The sequence below is a fragment of the Paenibacillus sp. 32O-W genome, assembly GCF_007679495.1.
GTDB classification, from domain to species: domain Bacteria; phylum Bacillota; class Bacilli; order Paenibacillales; family NBRC-103111; genus Paenibacillus_L; species Paenibacillus_L residui.
On record NZ_VEGP01000023.1, the window covers coordinates 51,392 to 71,015 of the forward strand.

Here is a 19,624-nt window from a genome sequence, read left to right on the forward strand (position 1 = left end):
AAAGTATAAGTTTTCATCTATACCTGTTCTTATATTTCATCGGTAAACGCGCCCGTCCTAAGGACGGCGATAGCCGTTTATCCTTGCGGAATGCCCGATGTGTCCCGATCCGCACTGCCCGAGTCTCTATATGAAATGCAGAAGGAGGAAGTGAAATGAGTTTTCAGAAGCCGAAAGGCACACAGGATTTGCTGCCCGGCATTGTGGAAAAGTGGCAGTACATCGAAGCGAAAGCAAGAGATTTGTGCCGCCGCTATCATTATAAAGAAATCCGCACGCCGATTTTCGAGCATACGGAGCTGTTTCAGCGCGGCGTTGGCGAGACGACCGATATCGTGGAGAAGGAGATGTATACTTTCCTCGACAAAGGCGGCCGTCATATAGCGCTTCGGCCCGAAGGAACGGCGGGCGTTGTGAGAGCCTACGCGGAGAACAAGCTCTACGCGGAACCAGACGTTACCAAGCTGTATTATATCGGGCCGATGTTCCGCTATGAGCAGCCGCAGGCGGGCCGTTACCGCCAGCTCCACCAGTTCGGCGTTGAAGCGTTCGGCTCGACCGATCCTGCCCTGGATGCGGAGGTCATCGCGCTGGGCTACAGCTTCTACAAGGAAGTTGGCATTCGCGACGTGACGGTTGAGATCAATTCCGTGGGTACCCCGGAAATTCGGGCCCGGTTCCGTCAGACGCTCCTGAACTTCCTTGAGCCGATGCGCAGCGAGCTGTGTAAAGACTGCCAGAACCGGATGGAGAAGAATCCCCTTCGCGTGCTGGACTGCAAAGTCGACCAGCATCGGTTCGCCGGGGCTCCCGAGCTGATCGATCACCTGGACGAGGAATGCGCGGCACACTTTGAGGCCGTCAAGCAGAGCCTGTCCGCCATGAATATTCCGTATCGGATCAACCCGCGGCTTGTCCGCGGCCTCGATTACTATACTCACACCGCTTTCGAGTATAAGGCGGAAGGCATCGGAGCCATCGATACGATCGGCGGGGGCGGACGCTATAACGGGCTCGTCGGAGAGATAGGCGGTCAGGATCAGCCGGGTGTCGGCCTCGGGCTAGGCCTTGAGAGAACTCTGCTCGTACTGGAATCCCAGCAGGCGGACGTTCCCGGCGCACAGCCGATCGACGTTTATCTGGTGCCGATGGGAGACCGGGCGGAGCGTGAAGCGGTGAAGCTGTTGTTCGAGCTTCGTTCGGCCGGGATAGCTGCCGAGAAGGATTATTTGCAGCGGAAGATGAAGGCGCAGTTGAAGGCGGCAGACCGCTCGCAGGCCCGCTATGTGGCGATTCTGGGCGAGGATGAGCTGGAGCAGGGCGTCATAGCTCTGAAGGAAATGGCTACGGGGGAACAGCAGTCCGTACCGCTTGGCGAGCTGCTGTCCTTCCTGAAATCGTCCCTCGGTTAAAAATTCGCATAGTTTGGCTGCGATAAACAGGAATACATTTAGGTTTCGAGTGAAGAGAAGAACGATGAAATCCCCATACTTTTAGAGGAGGAAAGAAAGATATGTCCATGTTAAAAACGCATCATTGTGGTCAGCTTGGCAAAGCTCACGTAGGAGAGACCGTTCAATTAAACGGATGGGTCCAAAGAAGACGGGACCTGGGCGGGGTATTGTTCATCGACCTTCGTGACCGGACAGGTATTGTGCAGATCGTGTTCAACCCGGACTTTTCCGGAGAAGCGCTGGAGATCGCAGACCGGGCGCGCAACGAGTATGTTCTGGCCGTTCGCGGCAAGGTGGTCGAACGGGCGGAAGAGACGAAGAACGCGAACCTGGCTACCGGTGAAATCGAGGTTCAGGTGTCGGAGATTGAAATTTTAAACGCGGCCAAGAATCCTCCGTTCTTCATCGAGGATGGTATCGAAATCGACGAGGCGCTGCGCTTGAAATATCGTTATCTCGACCTGCGCCGCCCGGAAATGCAGCGGACGCTCATGCTGCGCTCCAAAGCGGCCAAAATTTTCCGCGATTTCCTGGACGAGAAGGAATTCGTCGAAGTGGAAACGCCGATCTTAACAAGAAGCACGCCGGAAGGTGCGCGCGACTATCTCGTGCCGAGCCGCGTACATCCGGGAGAATTTTTCGCCTTGCCCCAATCTCCGCAGATTTTCAAGCAGCTGCTGATGGTCGGGGGGCTGGAGCGCTATTATCAAATCGCGCGATGCTTCCGGGATGAAGATCTGCGCGCGGACCGCCAGCCGGAATTTACCCAGGTGGACATCGAGACTTCCTTCCTGTCTCCGGAGCAGCTTCAGGAGATGATGGAGGAGCTGATGGCGAAGCTGTTTAAGGAAACTATCGGAGTAGACATTCCGCGTCCGTTCCAAAGATTGACTTATGCCGATGCTATGGGCAAATACGGTTCCGACAAGCCGGACCTGCGCTTCGGCCTGGAGCTGGTCGAGGTGTCCGATATTGTGGCGGGCAGCGGCGTCAAAGTGTTCTCGACGGTGGTCGGCAACGGCGGTCAGGTCAAGGCGCTGAATGCCAAAGGGTGCGCCTCCTGGAGCCGTAAAGAGCTGGACGATCTGCAGCCGTTCGCCGCACGTTACGGTGGCAAAGGGCTTGCCTGGATTCAGGTGAAGGACGGCGACTGGAAAGGACCGATCGTTAAATTTTTTACCGAGGAAGAGAAAGCGGCCCTCACTGAGCGTCTGCAGGTGGAAGAAGGAGACCTGCTCGTATTCTCGGCAGATAAGCCTAAGGTGGTTGCGGATGTGCTCGGCAATCTGCGCCTGAAGCTGGGCAAGGATTTGGGGCTCATTGATGAGAGCCAGTTCAAATTTGCCTGGATCGTCGATTTCCCATTGCTTGGCTACGACGAAGAAGAGAAGCGCTATGTCGCTGAGCATCACCCGTTCACACGGCCGAAGGAAGAGGATATTCATTACTTCGATACCGATCCGGGCAAAATTCGGGCACAGGCCTATGACCTGGTCTTGAACGGATACGAAGTAGGCGGCGGATCAATGAGGATCTACAAGCGCGATATCCAAGAGAAAATGTTCGCTGCTCTCGGCTTTTCCAAGGAAGAGGCTTGGGATAAGTTCGGCTATTTGCTGGAAGCCTTTGAGTACGGTACTCCACCGCACGGAGGAATTGCATTCGGGCTGGACCGTCTGGTTATGCTGTTGGCCGGACGCTCCAATCTTCGCGAAACGATTGCATTCCCTAAGACGGCAAGCGCCACTTGTCTGCTGATGGACGCTCCCGGAGAGGTGGACAGCCAGCAATTGGAGCAGCTCTCCATTCGAGTTGCGGTGAAGCAGCCTTCCTCCTCCCAATAAAACTGTCTGATTAAGCCTGTCAAAAGGAGGAAAAGCAATGCTGAATCAATTTTCGAGGACGGAGCTCGCCATTGGCCCGGAAGGGCTGGACGTGATGAAAAGAAGCACCGTAGCTGTGCTCGGCGTCGGCGGCGTCGGCTCTTTCGCGGTAGAAGCCTTGGCCCGCACCGGCGTTGGCCGCATCGTTATGATCGACAAGGATGTTGTCGATATAACGAATGTCAACCGGCAGCTGCATGCGCTGCTGTCGACCGTCGGCCGTCAGAAGACGGAGCTGATGAAGGAAAGAATCCGGGATATCAATCCGGATTGCGATGCCGTAGCGCTGCAGATGTTCTACACTGAGGAAACATACGAGAAGCTGTTCGAGTATCCGCTAGATTATGTCATTGACGCTTCCGATACGATCAGCTATAAGATTCATCTGATCAAGCAGTGCCTGCAGCGTAAAATCCCGCTTATTTCCAGTATGGGAGCGGCGAACAAAATGGATCCGACCCGCTTTCAGGTGGCGGACATCTCGAAGACAACGATGGACCCGATGGCCCGGGTCATTCGCCAGAAGCTGAGGAAAGAAGGGATTACCAAGGGGGTTAAGGTGGTCTTCTCCACCGAAGAACCGGTAAGGCCGAGGGAAGATGTTACGAAGCAGATCGTACCGGAGAATGCGCCCGAAATCCGCAAAGCTAAACAGCCGCCGGCCAGCAACGCGTTCGTTCCGCCGGTGGCGGGATTAATTATGGTAAGCGTGGCCGTGCGTGATCTGCTTAAGTCAGCCGGTCTTTGAGATTGCTGCAGGAGGGGAGAGCGACGCTCTGTGCTAAAGTTAAAGCGCCCCTCTTACCGGGCTTGGCCGCTCGGCTCGTTGGGCCCGAGCCGGGGGGACAGGGACGGTCACCGGCAAATAATATGGTATAATAGAGCATGTCGACCGGTAACCGGCGGCATGTTCTTTTTTCAACATTTAAGCGTATAAGTTTGACCTTATCCCTGTTCTTATATTTCATCGGTGCGCCTGTCCAAAGGTCGGTGACAGCCGTTTATCCTTGGTCGTGACAGCTTTTGGTAGGAAAACCTGCAACTTTGCATCTTTTGAACAGGTTGCTGGTTCGTTGGCAAAAATTGCTGCGAAAATACATGCTTTTGAGCATCAAATTGAAGAAAATGCCTGTCATGAACTGAAATTCATGTATTTTTGCAGGCTTGCCCACTACAATAGGCGATTTAAGAGAAGAAGGATGCGCTTTTGCTTCTTTTGCCTAAGGCCAGTATGCATAGCACCACACGAGGGACGTAGGCTTTCACTATGCAACGCATAGTTCGCCTTTCCGGCGCCGATTGTGAATGGCCTCATAAGCTATGACGATCTACCACCAAGCGAGGGCCGTAGGCTTTCGCCAAGCAGCGCCATAATGTGCGCTCGAAATTATTTTTAACTGTAAGGGTGAAATCACATTGGACTTATTTGACCTAAATCCAACAACAGACCACCAGCCACTTGCCGAACGTATGCGCCCTCAGACGCTTGATGAATATTTTGGTCAGTCCCATATCTTAGCGCCAGGTAAAGTCCTGCGGAAGATTATTGAAACCGACAAAATCACAAGTATGATTTTACAGGGTCCTCCAAGTAGCGGTAAGACAAGTCTTGCTTATATTATCTCTCAGTCCACAAAAGCCAATTTCGTACGTTTAAATGCGGTTTCCTTAACCGTTGCAGAACTTCGTGAAGCCATAAGTACCGCTAAAGACAATTTAAAAATGTACGGTCAAAAAACCATTGTAATGATAGATGAAATTCACGCTATGAAAAGTAATGTTCAAATGGCATTGCTTCCACATGTAGAAGACGGGACTATCATTCTGATCGGACTGACCACCGAATCCATTGCTCACGATTTAATTCCGCCGCTGGTTTCCAGATGCCGTACTTTTACCTTAAAGGCATTAGACCACAATGATTTGAAAGAAATCATTGTTCGTGCGCTGAAAAGCAATAGAGGTTTGGAAAACAAATTTGAGATTACGGACGAAGCTTTGGAGTATTTGGCCGATGTGTGTAATGGGGATGTGCGGAGCGCTTTTAATGCACTGGAAATGGCTGCTTACTCCCTTTACGAAGGAAATCTTATTGAACTACAGCATATTCGTGAGGCATACGATTCCAGAGTGAATTCCATAACAACTACGGATTTTTATGATATTGTATCTGCTTTTTGCAAATCTTTGCGCGGTTCCCAAACGGATTCGGCTCTTTATTGGCTTGCCCGTATGCTGGACTCTGGTGTAGATCCGTTATACATTGCCCGAAGACTTGTTGTTCATGCATCAGAAGACGTCGGAATGGCAAATCCAAATGCTTTACAAATAGCGATAGCGGCGCAGCAAGCGGTTGAATTTGTCGGGATGCCCGAGGGACGTTTAGCGCTTGCTCACGCCACGGTTTACATTACGGAGAGTCCTAAGTCCAATAGTGTTTATAAAGGGCTTGCAAGCGCATTTCAGACGGTTAGAAATCATCGTGCTTATCCTGTTCCGGAAAACATCAGAGACGGCTCTAGAAGCTATATAAACCCGATTGATAATCCCAACTCCAAAATGCAGTACTTGCCGCCTGAAATTCAGAACGAAAAGTTTTACTTCCCGCAAAATTCAGGAACCGAATCAAAAATTTATGCTCGATATTACGACAAAGAAAACAGAAAGTAATGCCTCCTTGCGGGGGCATTTTTCATTTCCAAGAAACACTGGGCGGTAAACTTGTTCAAGAGGCAATCGAGTTATTAGTCAAAAGTCGTTAATCATAAGGAGAAATTAAGGGTCTAAAATACAATCGACTTTTAGATCTGAATGAAGTGGTGGGCTATGCCTTGTAAAAGAACCTAATCATTATGTGCAACGACAGCATTTTCCCGACGCACTCAAAGAGCAGCCATTTTTTATAGCCGACGAACAGGGAATGGAAGAAAAAATGAGGATAAACCAGAAAAACGAAAAAACCGAAAGACATTCCTTTGAAAAGGATGTATTTTAGGTTTTTTTGCTTTTTTTTGGGCCGGTAACAATGACAATCCGCCCAAGTAAGCTTATAATAAAGAGTGGGGCAAAATAAGGTCGGCGCATCATTCTAAGGGGGAGCCGCGCCTTGTCATACAAACATAGGGAAAACAAGGCGTACATAAAAGTACTTTAACGATGACAATATTTTTGCCGTTCTTGGTAAACAATCAGGAAAGACCGTTAAACGGGAACGAGATGCTAGCGAGAAGGTGATATTCATTTGTTATCGACAGACAATGCGATTTTACTGGTTGCCATCCTGTTACTAATAGGGGTCATCACTACCAAATTTTCCGCACGATTCGGGCTGCCTTCGCTGGTTTTGTTCTTTGTCGTCGGAATGGTCATCAATAAGTTTATTTACTTTGATAATGCCGCGGTTACTCAGCTATTCGGAGTTCTGGCCCTGATCGTGATCCTGTTCGAGGGAGGGCTCCAAACGAAGTGGAGCAATATGCGCAGGGTGCTGGTCCCTTCCTTGTCATTGGCCACCTTCGGCGTCTTCTTAACAACGATCGTCTTCGGCGCTTTCGCCATTCTGATTCTCGATTTGGATTTGATCGAAGGAATGCTGCTTGGAGCTATTGTCGGATCTACGGATGCGGCTGCCGTTTTTGCCGCCCTCGGCACTCGCAACATCAAACAGAAGCTGTCCTCAACACTGGAGGCAGAGTCGGGCACGAACGATCCGATGGCGGTATTTCTTACCGTATCGCTTATTCAGCTTTATCAATCGCCGGACTCCAATTTCTGGATTCTGCTGGTCAATTTGTTCTGGCAGATGGGCGTAGGCTTGCTCATGGGGCTGCTGCTGGGGAAGGTTGCCGTTTGGTGCATCAACAAAATTAATTTGGATTCCTCCGGATTATATCCGGTCTTGTCCGTTGCCTTCGCTATATTTACTTACAGCACGACGGATTTGATCAACGGAAGCGGGCTTCTTGCGGTATACGTGATGGGAGTTCTGGTCGGAAATTCGGATTTGACCTACCGCCACTCGATTTTCCGGTTTAATGAAGGCTTCGCCTGGATGATGCAGATATCCATGTTTATTCTGATGGGACTTCTTGTCTTTCCGTCGGAGTTGATCGGCATTGCATGGCAGGGCTTGGCCTTATCCGCTCTATTGATGTTCGTAGCGAGACCGGTCGGTGTTTTCCTCAGCATGATATTCATGAAGTTCTCCTTTAAGGAAAAAATATTGATTTCCTGGTGCGGACTCCGGGGAGCGGTGCCGATTGTACTGGCGACTTATCCGCTGCTGGCCGGGATGGAAAACGGGTATTTATATTTTAATATGGTATTCTTCATCGTATTGACCTCCGCTCTTATCCAGGGCTGGACCATTACTCCCTTGGCCAATTGGCTCGGCCTGACGGGAGACAAGAAGCCGACTGCCCCCCACAGCTTGGAACTGGTCTCGATCGGTAAGACGAATACGGAAATTATCGAGGTGCAAATCGAAGACCAGGCGAATGTCGTCGGTTCGGAAATCCGGAACCTGGCCCTGCCGGAGGATACTTTGATAACGGCGGTGATCCGCGGGGAGAAGATGATCACTCCAAGGGGAACTACCCGGTTATGCGGAGGAGATATACTATACGTACTGGTGTCCAAGGCTAAAACAGAAGATGTCAAAAATCTGTTTATCGCCATGAAGCCCGGGGAAGAGGATGATTTTGCGGAACCGGAAGGAGAACGTCCTTCAAGGAAAGCGGACGAAAGCGAGGCCGGAGGCAGTAAGGGGACTCATTCGGCATCGGAGGCTTCTCCTTCTCCAGACGGGACCGCCCCGGAAGATCGACAAGAAGAAAGCGGGGGGCCTGAGTGGAAGGCAGAGATTTCGGGTCAGACGGAATCCGGGACCCCGCCTAATCATTCGAAACACCACGAGCAACGCGAACAAAACGGAAACAAGGAGAAATAAGTTCAATAAAAAAAGCAGCGGAAACGGTGAAGCACCGAATCCGCTGCTTTTTGTTTAAGAAGGTATAAGTTTCACCTTATACCTTCTTAATATTTCACCGGTAAACGCACCTGTCCAAAGGGCGGCGATAGCCTTTTATCCTTGTCTGGCATAAAATCAGGCCATCAGCCCTAAACGAGATCCGTTTCCGGTTCATCCATCCGTTCCGTGCGGTCGATAATGCCGCCGCCCAAGCATAGCTCTCCGTCATAGAATACTACGGCTTGTCCGGGGGTAACGGCTTTCTGCGGCTGGTCGAATTCGACCCGGCAGGTGCCTTCTCCCGTCATGCTTACTCTTACCCCCTGATCCTGCTGCCGGTAGCGGAATTTGGCGGTGCAGCGGAGCGTTCCTACAGGCGGCTGGCCATCGATCCAGCTCACATCCGTAGCTTCAAGCGCGGTGGAGTATAGCCGCGGGTGAGTGTCGCCCTGAACGACGTACAGAATATTGCGGTTCAGATCCTTGTCCGCGACAAACCACGGTTCCCCGGTGCCGGACCCGCCAATCCCCAGGCCCTGGCGTTGGCCGAGGGTATAGTACATGAGCCCGTCATGCTTACCTTTGTATTCCCCGTCCAGCGTAAGGATATCTCCGGATTGGGCCGGCAGGTAATGACTCAGAAATTCCTTGAAATTTCTTTCTCCAATAAAGCAAACCCCCGTGCTATCCTTCTTCTTGGCGGTGGCGAGTCCTGCCGCTGCGGCCAACTCCCTGACTTTCGGTTTAGGCAAATGTCCGATTGGAAACATCGCTTTGGATAGCTGATACTGGTTCAACGCGTTGAGGAAGTAGGTTTGATCCTTGTTGGCATCAAGGCCGCGGAGGAGACGATATTTTCCTTCATGGAAATCGACCCGAGCATAATGCCCGGTAGCGATATAATCGGCTCCGAGTTCCAACGCTTTCTGTAAAAACTCGCCAAACTTGATTTCCCGGTTACACATAACATCCGGATTAGGGGTTCTCCCTTTGCGGTATTCATCCAGGAAATAAGAAAACACTTTATCGTAATATTGCTTCTCGAAATTAACGGTATAGCAAGGTATGCCGATTTGGGCGCATACTTTGCGCACGTCTTCGGCGTCCTCTTCCGCCGTACAATACCCGAATTCGTCGGTATCGTCCCAGTTTTTCATGAAGATGCCGATCACTTCGTACCCCTGCTCCTTCAGAAGAAGGGCGGCTACTGATGAGTCGACTCCTCCAGACATTCCAAGGACGACTCTCGTCTTTTCAATCGGCTTGTCCATTGATTTAATCCCTCGCTTTGTTTTACTGACTGCTGTATTATTGTAACACATTTTAGCCTGATAACCGCTATTGTGAAAATAAGAACCTTTATAATTTTCATGAAAAAGTCATGGTTTTCATTCCCGTAGAAGCAATTCTGTGTTAACATATAGTTAATGTAGAATATGATACTCAAGATCTACAGAAAGATGGCGGTCATATCGGTTTTTATCCGACTTTTGCCATCCATTTTAGCATGAATTGTCTTTATTTTGGTTAAGCTTGATAACAATAATTCGCCTTGAATTACAAGTCGCAATACGATACAAATGAGGTGCTGATTTGAAGATCTCGACTAAAGGACGCTACGGGCTGACTATTATGATGGAATTGGCCAATCGTTACGGTGAAGGCCCCACTTCCTTAAAAAGCATTGCAGAGAAGCATCAATTATCGGAGCATTATTTGGAACAACTGATAGCTCCCCTGCGCAACGCCGGTCTGGTTAAGAGCGTACGCGGAGCTTACGGCGGTTATATCTTATCCAAGCCTGCCGAGGAGATTACTTCGGGAGACATTATTCGTGTTCTTGAAGGCCCGATCAGTCCCGTTGATTTCACCGAGGAAGACGATCCGGCCAAGCGAGACCTATGGATTCGCATCCGTGACAGTATTGCGGAGGTATTGGATTCCACTACCTTGGCATCCCTGATAACTTTTAAAGACGAGGGCAGGAGCGACAGCTATATGTTCTACATTTAGTGCCTTGCCGTCGACTGCCGATGTTTGGCCCGGCGGTCCATGAGATTTGCCCGAATCCGGTGTTATAACATACTCCTTGGCCTCTTCATCCAACATTTGGATAGCTGCTCCCCGGCTCCGAGCCTGGCAGCGCCCCGTATTCCACATGACTCGCAGAGAGAACACATCCCATGTTTAGGAGAAGACGATGAAACGTATTTATCTCGATCATGCAGCCACGACCCCCTTGCATCCCGAAGTGCTGGAAGCTATGATGCCATATTTGACGGATATATTCGGGAATGCCTCCAGTGTCCACTCCTTCGGGCGTGAAGCCCATTGGGCCTTGAACGATGCGAGAGAAAGGATCGCTTCGATGCTAGGCTGTGAAGCCAACCAATGGATATGGACGAGCGGAGGGACAGAGAGCGATAATTTGGCTGTCCTCGGCACTGTAGCAGCCGCGAAGGGCAAGCGTCATATCATCTCGAGCGAGATAGAGCATCATGCCGTACTTCATGCCTGCCGGCATTTGGAACAGCATGGCTGCGAAGTGACCTACCTTCCGGTTGATGCAACGGGAAGAGTGCGCGTGGAGGACGTTGAACGTTCGATAAGACCCGACACCGCATTGATCAGTGTCATGTACGGAAATAACGAGGTGGGTACGCTGCAGCCGATCCGCGAGATTGGCGAAATAGCCCGGCAGCATGGAATAGTGTTCCATACCGATGCCGTCCAGGCGCTCGGACTGGAAAAGCTTAATCTTTCGGAGCTTCCCGTAGATTTGGTCAGCTTCTCCGCACACAAAATCGAAGGCCCCAAAGGCATCGGAGGATTATACTGTTCTCCCCGAGTGCGGCTCGCTCCCCAATCCTATGGAGGGCTGCAGGAACGTAAACGCCGCGCGGGAACCGAAAATGTTGCGGGAGCTGTCGGCTTCGCCGCAGCGGCAGTCAGAGCCGTCTCGGCCCTGGAGCAGAAGCAGGCGCAGATGACGGCATTCCGCCGAACAATGATCGAAGGCTTGACCAGAGAACTTGGTTCCGATGGCTTTATCGTTAATGGCCATCCGAACTTGACACTGCCTCATATTCTCAATGTCAGTTTCCCGGGAGTTTCGACCGAAACCCTTCTAATGAACCTCGATTTGGAAGGGATCGCTGCGGCCAGCGGTTCCGCCTGCAATTCGGGAGCTCTGGAGATCTCCCATGTCCTGCAAGCGATGAAGCTTCCCTCTCCGGTTACCCAATCGGCAGTTCGTTTCAGCTTCGGGCCCGGCAACACAATCGAAGACATCGAACGGGCCGCCTCCATAACTGCAACCATCGTTAACAGAATCCGTAATAATAACAGTTAGCCTTGAACCTGACATACGTCCCAAGGTCGGCCTTCAGCCGTTTAGAGTGATGATTGAAGCACCGCCTTGGGGCAGCTCTATACCCGGGTTTGTCCTCTTTTTGCACGGTCAGAATAAGCATGGCCCAATTGACAAACAATTTTGTAAGGACATGCAGCCTTATTATTGAATTTGGCAATTTGATCGGTCGAAAGGAGAGACAAGTCTTTTGCGCAGAGCTAAAGATATGCTGGGACTGCCCGTTATTGATGTGCGGACCGGAAAACAGCTTGGATCCGTTAAGGATTTATGGATCGATTCCGAATGGCAGGTGCAGGCGATCCTGCTCGATAACAAGTCCTGGTTCTCGAGCCCAAGGTTCATCTTATGGGAAGATATCAACTCTTTCGGGGAAGACGCCGTTACCGTGACTGATGAAGCTGTGATCCGCTCGGAGGAGGACATCACCGGAGCATGGGTTCTGCTCACGGGATCGGGGCAAATTATGGGCTTGCCTCTTCTGACGGTTAACGGGCAGCAATTGGGACGGGTGGAGGATGTTTATTTTTCTCAAAATATGGATAAAAGAATAATAGGATTTGAATTATCGGAAGGCTTCCTGGCCGATGTCAAGGACGGCCGCAAATGGCTGCCCGCTCCTGAGCAAGCAAAGATGGGACAAGATGTTATCATGGTCCCTGTAAGCTGTAAAGATTCGTTGGAAGATATTTTATACGAGGAATAGGGTGAAAGAGATGCTGCGATGTCCTAATTGCAACTCCAAGGATATAGGGAAAATCGGTTCGCACCAGTTCTATTGCTGGGGCTGCTTCATTGAGCTGACGGTGAATGGAGACAAGATGTCCGTATATCAGGTGGAAGAAGACGGTACACTTAGTTCTTTGGATGATTTGTTTTTTGAAGAGCCTGCTCCGCAAGAAATTCATGCTAATTAATTTTGTTTGCTGAGCCGTATCATGCATCCGGTTTTTTACGAAACGGAACCGAGGTTTCTGTTTCCTGAAAAGCCGGATGCTTTTGCATGGCAGGGTTTAAGCTCTCTACCCGGGTTAAATTGCCTGACTGCTACATATACTATTGTAGGAGCTAGTCCGTTTTTGGAGAAACGGATGAAACGGGGTGAGAACGGGTGGAGCCTTTTTACAAAAATAAATGGTTCGGATTTTTTTTGTTCGTGCTTGCCGGATTGTTGATTCTGTATATGCTTATATTGGTCCGGCCTATTATTGTTTGGGGATATAGACTGATTAGCACTATTTTGGCCCCTTTTATTATTGCCTTGATTATTTCTTATGTTCTGAACCCGATCGTCACGCTGCTTAATCAGAGGAAGGTTCCGCGGACGGTAGCGGTTCTGTTGATTTATGCGGTGTTCATCACTTCGCTCAGCGTCATTATGCTTAATTTGATTCCGGTCTTTGTGACCCAATTGGCGGAGTTAAACGAGCATATTCCACAGATGACGATGCAGGCGGAAAGTCTGATGATCACTTTAAACGATCATCCGCTGTTGCCCGACAGTATCCGCGAAGGAATTTATAATTCGATAGAGCGATGGGAGAAGGGGATTTCAACCGCTATTTCGGATTACATAGACCGGATCGGCAGCACGATAAATACGCTGTTTATAGCTTTTATCGTTCCGTTCATCGCATTCTATATATTGAAGGACTTTAAATTAATCGAAAGAGGAGTCATCACCATCGTTCCCAAATCATACCGGAAGCCAACGGTCAAGCTGCTACGTGATATTGACCAAGCATTGGGCAATTATATTCGCGGGCAGTTTATTGTTTGTGTAATTGTAGGGCTGCTGGCCTATATCGGCTACTGGCTGATCGATATGCCCTATCCTTTGCTTATGGCCAGTCTGGTCAGTATATTCAATATTATTCCTTATCTGGGGCCGTTCTTCGGAGCTGCCCCGGCCATCATTATGGCGGCTACCGTTTCCTGGAAAATGGTGTTGTATGTCATTATCGTAAACACTCTCGTTCAAATTTTGGAGGGAAATGTAGTCTCACCCCAAGTGGTTGGGCGGACCCTGCATATGCATCCGCTAACGATTATTTTTGCACTGCTGGTAGGGGGAGAGCTGGCGGGAATTATCGGGCTCATTCTGGCCGTGCCGTTCTTCGCGGTCATGAAGGTGATCGTTCAGCATATTTTCATTTATTATGTTCACCGCAAGCCTACCGGTTAGGATCTATGCCAATAAGAACCGGCAGGGAATGGACGCATACGGATCGAAGAGACCGGGCCATGACAAATGTTGACATGGGCACGGAATAACCGCTATAATTTGGGGCATAAGTAATAGTTAAATAGCGGATAAAGCGAGGATGAATTCCAAGAAGTCATAGCCCTCCCTCAGAGAAGAGGTTCCTGTCGAAGGACAGGCTGCGAGAACCTCCGGGATGAAGAATGACGGATGCTGTTTTCGGAGTGTGGATAAACACCACCGGGGAGACCCGTTACATCTCACTAGAGGAGATTGCATGGGGACGATCATGTCCGCAAGGCAATAACCAGGGTGGTACCGCGATTAGAATCGTCCCTGAATGAAGGGGCGTTTTTTGTTTTACCGCATTAGAAAGTATAAGTGTATTGAATCATGAAGTTGGTAAAGACGATTAACTGTAATTTATGCAGGTAATTTCAAGCGAATGGTGGAAAGCGATTAAAGTAAATGGAAAAACTGCATTTAGAATCGAGGTTTTTGGCCGAAAACGCCTTTTTTGCACAAACTAGCTGTAGTTTTTCCACTTAGTTTCCGTCTTTTGCTCCAGAGGAGCAATCTAGCTGTATAAAATCCAGTTAAACATCCAAGTCGGAAAAGCGTCGCCAGTTCGTCAAGCGGCATCATCAGAAGCGGTGGAAAATTTGATTTTCCCATTGTTCGCCCTAACCGGAACGGACCCCAACGGAGTTTTTTAATATTGATATATTGATAATGGAGGAAGGTATGGATGAAAGCTAGTGAAATTCGTCAAAAATGGCTTGATTTTTTTGCGGAGAAAGGACATAAAATCGAACCGAGCTCCCCGCTCGTTCCCCATAACGATCCATCCTTGCTGTGGATTAACGCCGGGATGGCCCCGCTCAAGCCTTATTTCGACGGCCGTGTGAAGCCGGAGAATCCGCGGATAGCGAATGCGCAGAAATGTATCCGCACGAACGATATCGAAAATGTGGGCAAGACCCGCAGACACCATACGTTTTTTGAGATGCTGGGGAACTTCTCGATAGGCGATTATTTTAAGGTAGAAGCGATAACGTGGGCATGGGAGTTTCTGACCGATCCCAAGTGGATAGGCTTTGACCCGGAACGTCTATCCGTAACCGTATATCCGGAGGACCAGGAAGCTTTCGATCTGTGGAAGAATAAAATCGGCTTGCCGGAAGAACGGATTTACAAGGTAGAGGACAATTTCTGGGATATAGGAGAAGGCCCTTGCGGTCCATGTACCGAGATTTTCTACGACCGCGGCGATGCTTACGGCGATCTCAGCGACCCGGAATGCTGGCCCGGCGGAGAGAATGAGCGCTTCCTGGAAGTATGGAACCTTGTATTCTCCCAGTTCAATCACAATAAGGACGGCAGCTACACTCCTCTGCCGAATAAAAATATCGATACCGGCGCCGGATTGGAGCGGTTCGCTTCCATCCTGCAAAATGTCGATTCCAATTTTGACACCGACCTGTTCGTGCCGATCATCGAGCAAATCAGCGAGATTGCCGGCGTCCGTTATAAGGATAACGAGGAACAGGATGTTGCTCTGAAGGTGATAGCGGATCACATTCGGACGGTCGTGTTCGCTGTTGGGGATGGTGTCCTGCCTTCCAACGAGGGCCGGGGTTATGTTATCCGCAGGCTGCTGCGCCGCGCAGTCCGTTATGGTAAAGTACTGGGAATCAATCAGCCTTTCCTCTACCGTCTTGTGCCCGTTGTCGGGAAGGTCATGGGCGTGTATTACAACGAAGTGACGGACAAGGCCGAGTTCATAGACAAAGTCATTCGTACGGAGGAAGAGCGGTTCCACGAAACGTTATCCGACGGTCTGGCGATTCTTGCCGGTCTGGCCGACAAGGCCAAGCAGGACGGATCGGGCCGGATTGGCGGTGCGGATGCGTTCAAGCTGTACGATACTTACGGCTTCCCGCTCGATTTGACCGAGGACTTCGCTCAGGAGCACGGATTGGATGTCGACCGCGAAGGATTCGAGCAGGCGATGGAGGCTCAGCGGGAGCGGGCACGGGCTGCCCGTCAGGACAACGACAGCATGAAGGTTCAAGGCGGTCCACTGGCCGATTTCACGGATAAAAGCGAGTTTGTTGGTTATAATGAGTTGGTAACAACTGCTAAAGTGATTGCGATCGTAAGAGAAGGGCAAATGGCGGAAGAGGCAAACGAAGGCGATATCTGTCAGGTCGTTCTGGACCGGACGCCATTCTATGCCGAGTCTGGGGGACAGATTAGCGACACGGGAATGCTGACGGGAGCACAGGCGAAGGCCAAGGTCGAGGACGTAAGCAAAGCCCCGCATGGACAGCATGTTATGACGGTCAAGGTGGAGCAAGGAACTCTGCGCGCCGGGGATACGGTAGAAGCTGTCGTAGACCGGATCAAGCGCGATGATATCATTAAAAATCACACGGCGACCCACCTGCTGCACCAAGCTTTGAAGGATGTGCTCGGCGAGCATGTCAATCAGGCCGGCTCCCTGGTCGCTCCGGATCGTCTGCGCTTCGACTTCTCCCATTTCGGCGGAATCAGCCCTGAGGAACTGCAGGACATCGAGGTTCGGGTTAACCGGCAAATATGGAACCGGACCGGCCTGGACATCTCCCTCATGCCGATCGCGGAAGCTAAAGCGATGGGGGCTATGGCTCTATTCGGAGAGAAGTATGGCGACATTGTGCGGGTCGTCCGGATCGGGGATTACAGCATTGAGCTGTGCGGAGGCTGCCACGTAGAGAGCACGGCGGAAATCGGGTTGTTCAAGATTGTGAGCGAAAGCGGAATAGGGTCCGGTGTACGCCGGGTAGAGGCGGTAACCGGCCGTTATGCTTATGAATATTTGGAGCAGCAGCTTGATCTTCTTAGACAATCCGCAGCGATGCTGAAGTCGGGGATTAGCGATGTCCCCCGCAGGATCGACTCCATGCTCGGCCAGGTTCGTGAGCTGAACAAGGAGATAGAGTCCCTGCGCGGCAAGCTGAGCCATCTCGAGGCGGGCAGTTTGACGGATCGGCTGCAGGAGGTCGATGGTGTGCCTGTATTGGCCTCTAGAGTGGATGCAGGGGATATGGATTCTCTACGGACAATCGTTGATGAATTGAAGACGAAACTGGAATCCGGTATTATCGTGCTGGGCGCGGCTGTAGACGGCAAGGTGAATCTTGTCACAGCCGTAACTCCCGATCTGGTGGGGAAAGGCTACCACGCCGGCAAGATTGTCAAGGAAGCGGCGGCGATCTGCGGCGGAGGCGGAGGCGGCCGTCCCGACATGGCTCAGGCGGGAGGGAAAGATCCGTCCAAGCTGGACGAAGCCATAAGACAAGTTCCCGAGCTAATCAAGCGTATGGCTTAATGGGCAATTTAGCCCAGAAGGGCATCACGATAGGGGATTCTGAGAAAATTTGTCTGTTAAAAGAGGAATTATCGACAGGGGCAGAGAATATATCAGTTAGATGAAAGGTTGTCGGCCATTGCAGACCTCCGGCGCAGGACGATCGGCCCTGCGTTAGAGGCGCAACGGGTTAGGCGCTGGCATCGGACTAATAAGGAATAGGGTATGAAGCAGGTTTTGCCTAACGGGCAGAACTCTCAAGGAGGTGCGGTCATGAATTCCATGGATAAAACAATGAAGTTTAATGTCAAAGCCGACGGGATTGAGACATCGCCGGAAGAGGTTATGATTGCCGTATACGACGCTCTGCAGGAAAAAGGCTACAACCCGATCAACCAGATCGTGGGATACTTGCTGTCCGGAGATCCGGCTTATATCCCTAGACATAATAACGCCAGGAGCCTGATCCGCAAACGGGAACGAGATGAATTGATTGAGGAATTGGTCCGATATTATTTGCAGGGAAAGAAGCGCAAATAATAAAATATCGAAGGAAATGTCTTTTTTCGATTAGCAAGACGGGAGACTAGTTGATGAAATGGATGGGTTTGGACTACGGAGACAGAACCATCGGCGTTGCTTTGAGCGATGAGTTAGGCTGGACGGCCCAAGGCCTGGAGGTTATCCGCCGCACGAACAAAGCCGCCGATTTGGCAAGGCTGGGAGAAATTATCCGCGAGCATGGTGTGGAGGAAATTGTCGTCGGCCTGCCGAAAAATATGAACAACACAATCGGTCCTCGCGGGGAGCTGAGTATGGAATTTGCGCAATTATTGCAAACTAAATTTGGACTCCCCGTTCACCTTTGGGATGAACGATTGACGACCGTGTCTGCTGAAAGAGCATTGCTGGAGGCAGACGTCAGTCGTAAAAAAAGGAGGCAAGTCATCGACAAGATGGCCGCCTCCCTAATATTGCAAGGCTATTTGGATTCTAATAAGAGAAGGTGAGGTTGTACAATGGCGAACGATGAGATGCATTTGGACGAACCGGAAATCATCTACATTCCAGATGAAGAAGGAAACGAGGAAGAATTTGAGGTCATCATGAAATTTGAAGTCGACGGCTCGGACAAAAAGTATATGATGGTCGTTCCCGTGGAAGCCAATGACGATGAGACCGATGAGGTGTACGCTTTCCGTTATGAGGAAGACGGTGACGATTTGAAGCTCTATACGATTGACGATGAAGAAGAATGGAATATCGTTGAAGAGACCTTCAATACACTCATGGATGAGATGGAAGATGACGAGGAAGACGAAGAAGGCGACGAAGACGACGATGATGGCGATAAAGAGGCCAATGATCGGTAATGCAAATCTACCAATTGAAAGACGCTAAGCCCATTGATGTATTGAAGACAACCTTCGGTGATGAAGTGGTGTTGGAGGATGAGGAATCCTCGCGTACTTACGTGCTTCTCGCTGAATTTTCTCTCGGGCCGAATGAATATGCTGTCCTGGCGCCGGCCGAACCGCAGAAGGATGAGGCGGAATCGGTGTTTCGTATTACCCGTAATGATACAGGAGCCCCTGAATTGGAAACGATTCTGGATGATGAAGAATGGGAAACCGTATCCGAAATCTATGATGAAATGACTGCAGACTTCGACTAGCGGGCGGGTAGAACATTTTTTTAGAATATGCTAGGATAAAAAGGGCGGCGGAAGCCGCTCTTTTTCTGATTTATAAGTTCCGGGGCTCCCCGCAAAGTACTGTATAAACCTTTATCGAAGCTAAGTCAGGAAGAGCGACCGCGTTTGAGGAAGGTTTAGACGCCGACTCCGTTGGAGTGCGGACGGAAAACGCTTCGAAGGCATACGTCACTTTGTGGTTTGAGATCATTCTGCTTCGATTTGGTTATGAACTCATGGAGAATTTATGCAGCCAATTTGGAACATCAATAGAAATCATCGATCAAACAGGGAAAACGGAAGAACAAGAATTAGTGGAGGACCTGATCCAAATCGTCACCGTATTTAGTTGTCGATTGTAAGGGAAACGAGCGATCAAAGCGAGAAAGATGCTCAAGGAGTTGATGGAAGATGATTCTTGCGAAAAAAGTCAGAATTAAACCGACTCCTGATCAGGAACAAGCGTTATGGCGTTCGGCCGGGGCGGCCAGGTGGGTATACAATTGGACGCTGGCTCGTCAGGAAGAAAACGATCGGAATGGCGGCAAGTTTATTCCTGATGGCGAGCTGCGAAAAGAATTGACGAAGCTGAAGCAGACGGAAGAATATGCGTGGTTGAACGATATATCTGCCCAGACAACGAAACAAGCCGTCAAAGACGCATGTGATGCCTACAAGAAGATGTTCAAAGGACAATCCG

General features: G+C 50.2%; 17 protein-coding genes and 1 pseudogene. 17 read left to right on the top strand and 1 reads right to left on the bottom strand.

What is annotated here, in order from left to right; translation table 11 throughout:
- Positions 1-155: 155 nt before the first annotated feature.
- The 5 genes from hisS (at position 156) to FS806_RS11390 (ending at position 8,285) form a co-directional block, all read left to right on the top strand.
- Positions 156-1,412 (top strand): histidine--tRNA ligase, encoded by a 1,257-nt coding sequence (gene hisS, locus FS806_RS11370; RefSeq protein ID WP_144936061.1) that lies wholly within the window; start codon positions 156-158, stop codon positions 1,410-1,412.
- A 107-nt stretch (positions 1,413-1,519) separates the two neighbouring features.
- Positions 1,520-3,298 carry an aspartate--tRNA ligase gene (gene aspS / locus FS806_RS11375; protein ID WP_186328327.1) on the top strand — a complete coding sequence of 593 codons (1,779 nt, stop codon included), beginning with the start codon at positions 1,520-1,522 and terminating at the stop codon, positions 3,296-3,298.
- Between the two features lie 37 nt (positions 3,299-3,335).
- Positions 3,336-4,085, top strand: a complete 750-nt coding sequence (locus FS806_RS11380) for a tRNA threonylcarbamoyladenosine dehydratase (RefSeq protein ID WP_144936066.1) — start codon at positions 3,336-3,338, stop codon at positions 4,083-4,085.
- Between the two features lie 668 nt (positions 4,086-4,753).
- Complete coding sequence (locus FS806_RS11385) at positions 4,754-6,007, top strand: replication-associated recombination protein A (protein ID WP_144936069.1); 1,254 nt, start codon at positions 4,754-4,756, stop codon at positions 6,005-6,007.
- Between the two features lie 571 nt (positions 6,008-6,578).
- Positions 6,579-8,285: a potassium/proton antiporter gene (locus FS806_RS11390; protein WP_144936072.1), complete on the top strand. Its 1,707-nt coding sequence runs from the start codon at positions 6,579-6,581 to the stop codon at positions 8,283-8,285.
- A gap of 170 nt (positions 8,286-8,455) precedes the next feature.
- Here the strand turns inward: FS806_RS11390 and mnmA are convergent, their stop codons facing one another.
- Positions 8,456-9,628 (bottom strand): tRNA 2-thiouridine(34) synthase MnmA, encoded by a 1,173-nt coding sequence (gene mnmA, locus FS806_RS11395; RefSeq protein WP_144936074.1) that lies wholly within the window; start codon positions 9,626-9,628, stop codon positions 8,456-8,458.
- 271 nt (positions 9,629-9,899) lie between these two features.
- On the opposite strand from mnmA, the gene cymR reads away from it, so the two are divergent.
- The 12 genes and pseudogenes from cymR to FS806_RS11455 form a co-directional block, all read left to right on the top strand.
- Positions 9,900-10,319 (top strand): cysteine metabolism transcriptional regulator CymR, encoded by a 420-nt coding sequence (cymR, locus tag FS806_RS11400; RefSeq protein WP_144936077.1) that lies wholly within the window; start codon positions 9,900-9,902, stop codon positions 10,317-10,319.
- Positions 10,320-10,506: 187 nt separating this feature from the next.
- Positions 10,507-11,658, top strand: coding sequence for a cysteine desulfurase family protein (locus tag FS806_RS11405; RefSeq protein ID WP_144936080.1), 1,152 nt, complete (start codon positions 10,507-10,509; stop codon positions 11,656-11,658).
- Positions 11,659-11,866: 208 nt separating this feature from the next.
- Positions 11,867-12,382, top strand: a complete 516-nt coding sequence (locus FS806_RS11410) for a PRC-barrel domain-containing protein (RefSeq protein ID WP_144936083.1) — start codon at positions 11,867-11,869, stop codon at positions 12,380-12,382.
- Positions 12,383-12,392: 10 nt separating this feature from the next.
- Entirely contained in the window at positions 12,393-12,593 is a 201-nt protein-coding gene (locus FS806_RS11415) for a hypothetical protein (protein WP_144936112.1), read from the top strand.
- Positions 12,594-12,787: 194 nt separating this feature from the next.
- Complete coding sequence (locus tag FS806_RS11420) at positions 12,788-13,861, top strand: AI-2E family transporter (RefSeq protein ID WP_186328325.1); 1,074 nt, start codon at positions 12,788-12,790, stop codon at positions 13,859-13,861.
- 766 nt (positions 13,862-14,627) lie between these two features.
- Positions 14,628-17,252 (top strand): alanine--tRNA ligase, encoded by a 2,625-nt coding sequence (gene alaS, locus FS806_RS11425; protein WP_144936086.1) that lies wholly within the window; start codon positions 14,628-14,630, stop codon positions 17,250-17,252.
- A 252-nt stretch (positions 17,253-17,504) separates the two neighbouring features.
- Positions 17,505-17,771, top strand: a complete 267-nt coding sequence (locus tag FS806_RS11430; protein WP_144936089.1) for an IreB family regulatory phosphoprotein — start codon at positions 17,505-17,507, stop codon at positions 17,769-17,771.
- Between the two features lie 53 nt (positions 17,772-17,824).
- Positions 17,825-18,241: a Holliday junction resolvase RuvX gene (gene ruvX, locus FS806_RS11435; protein ID WP_144936092.1), complete on the top strand. Its 417-nt coding sequence runs from the start codon at positions 17,825-17,827 to the stop codon at positions 18,239-18,241.
- Positions 18,242-18,250: 9 nt separating this feature from the next.
- Complete coding sequence (locus FS806_RS11440; protein WP_144936094.1) at positions 18,251-18,604, top strand: DUF1292 domain-containing protein; 354 nt, start codon at positions 18,251-18,253, stop codon at positions 18,602-18,604.
- Positions 18,604-18,906 carry a DUF1292 domain-containing protein gene (locus FS806_RS11445; RefSeq protein WP_144936097.1) on the top strand — a complete coding sequence of 101 codons (303 nt, stop codon included), beginning with the start codon at positions 18,604-18,606 and terminating at the stop codon, positions 18,904-18,906. Before FS806_RS11440 ends, FS806_RS11445 begins: the two co-directional genes overlap by 1 nt.
- Positions 18,907-19,136: 230 nt before the next feature.
- Positions 19,137-19,364, top strand: a pseudogene (locus FS806_RS11450) (IS607 family transposase); the annotation flags it as partial.
- A partial coding sequence (locus tag FS806_RS11455; protein WP_144936100.1) for a helix-turn-helix domain-containing protein occupies positions 19,336-19,624 on the top strand: 289 nt, incomplete at its 3' end. The pseudogene FS806_RS11450 and the gene FS806_RS11455, both read left to right, overlap by 29 nt.

Bases quoted from the DNA above. Each gene is read 5' to 3' on its own strand.
- hisS (WP_144936061.1), top strand. From the start codon at position 156: ATGAGTTTTCAGAAGCCGAAAGGCACACAGGATTTGCTGCCCGGCATT.
- aspS (WP_186328327.1), top strand. From the start codon at position 1,520: ATGTTAAAAACGCATCATTGTGGTCAGCTTGGCAAAGCTCACGTAGGA.
- FS806_RS11380 (WP_144936066.1), top strand. From the start codon at position 3,336: ATGCTGAATCAATTTTCGAGGACGGAGCTCGCCATTGGCCCGGAAGGG.
- mnmA (WP_144936074.1), bottom strand. From the start codon at position 9,628: ATGTGTTACAATAATACAGCAGTCAGTAAAACAAAGCGAGGGATTAAA.
- FS806_RS11405 (WP_144936080.1), top strand. From the start codon at position 10,507: ATGAAACGTATTTATCTCGATCATGCAGCCACGACCCCCTTGCATCCC.
- FS806_RS11415 (WP_144936112.1), top strand. From the start codon at position 12,393: ATGCTGCGATGTCCTAATTGCAACTCCAAGGATATAGGGAAAATCGGT.
- alaS (WP_144936086.1), top strand. From the start codon at position 14,628: ATGAAAGCTAGTGAAATTCGTCAAAAATGGCTTGATTTTTTTGCGGAG.
- FS806_RS11430 (WP_144936089.1), top strand. From the start codon at position 17,505: ATGAATTCCATGGATAAAACAATGAAGTTTAATGTCAAAGCCGACGGG.
- ruvX (WP_144936092.1), top strand. From the start codon at position 17,825: ATGAAATGGATGGGTTTGGACTACGGAGACAGAACCATCGGCGTTGCT.
- FS806_RS11440 (WP_144936094.1), top strand. From the start codon at position 18,251: ATGGCGAACGATGAGATGCATTTGGACGAACCGGAAATCATCTACATT.
- FS806_RS11445 (WP_144936097.1), top strand. From the start codon at position 18,604: ATGCAAATCTACCAATTGAAAGACGCTAAGCCCATTGATGTATTGAAG.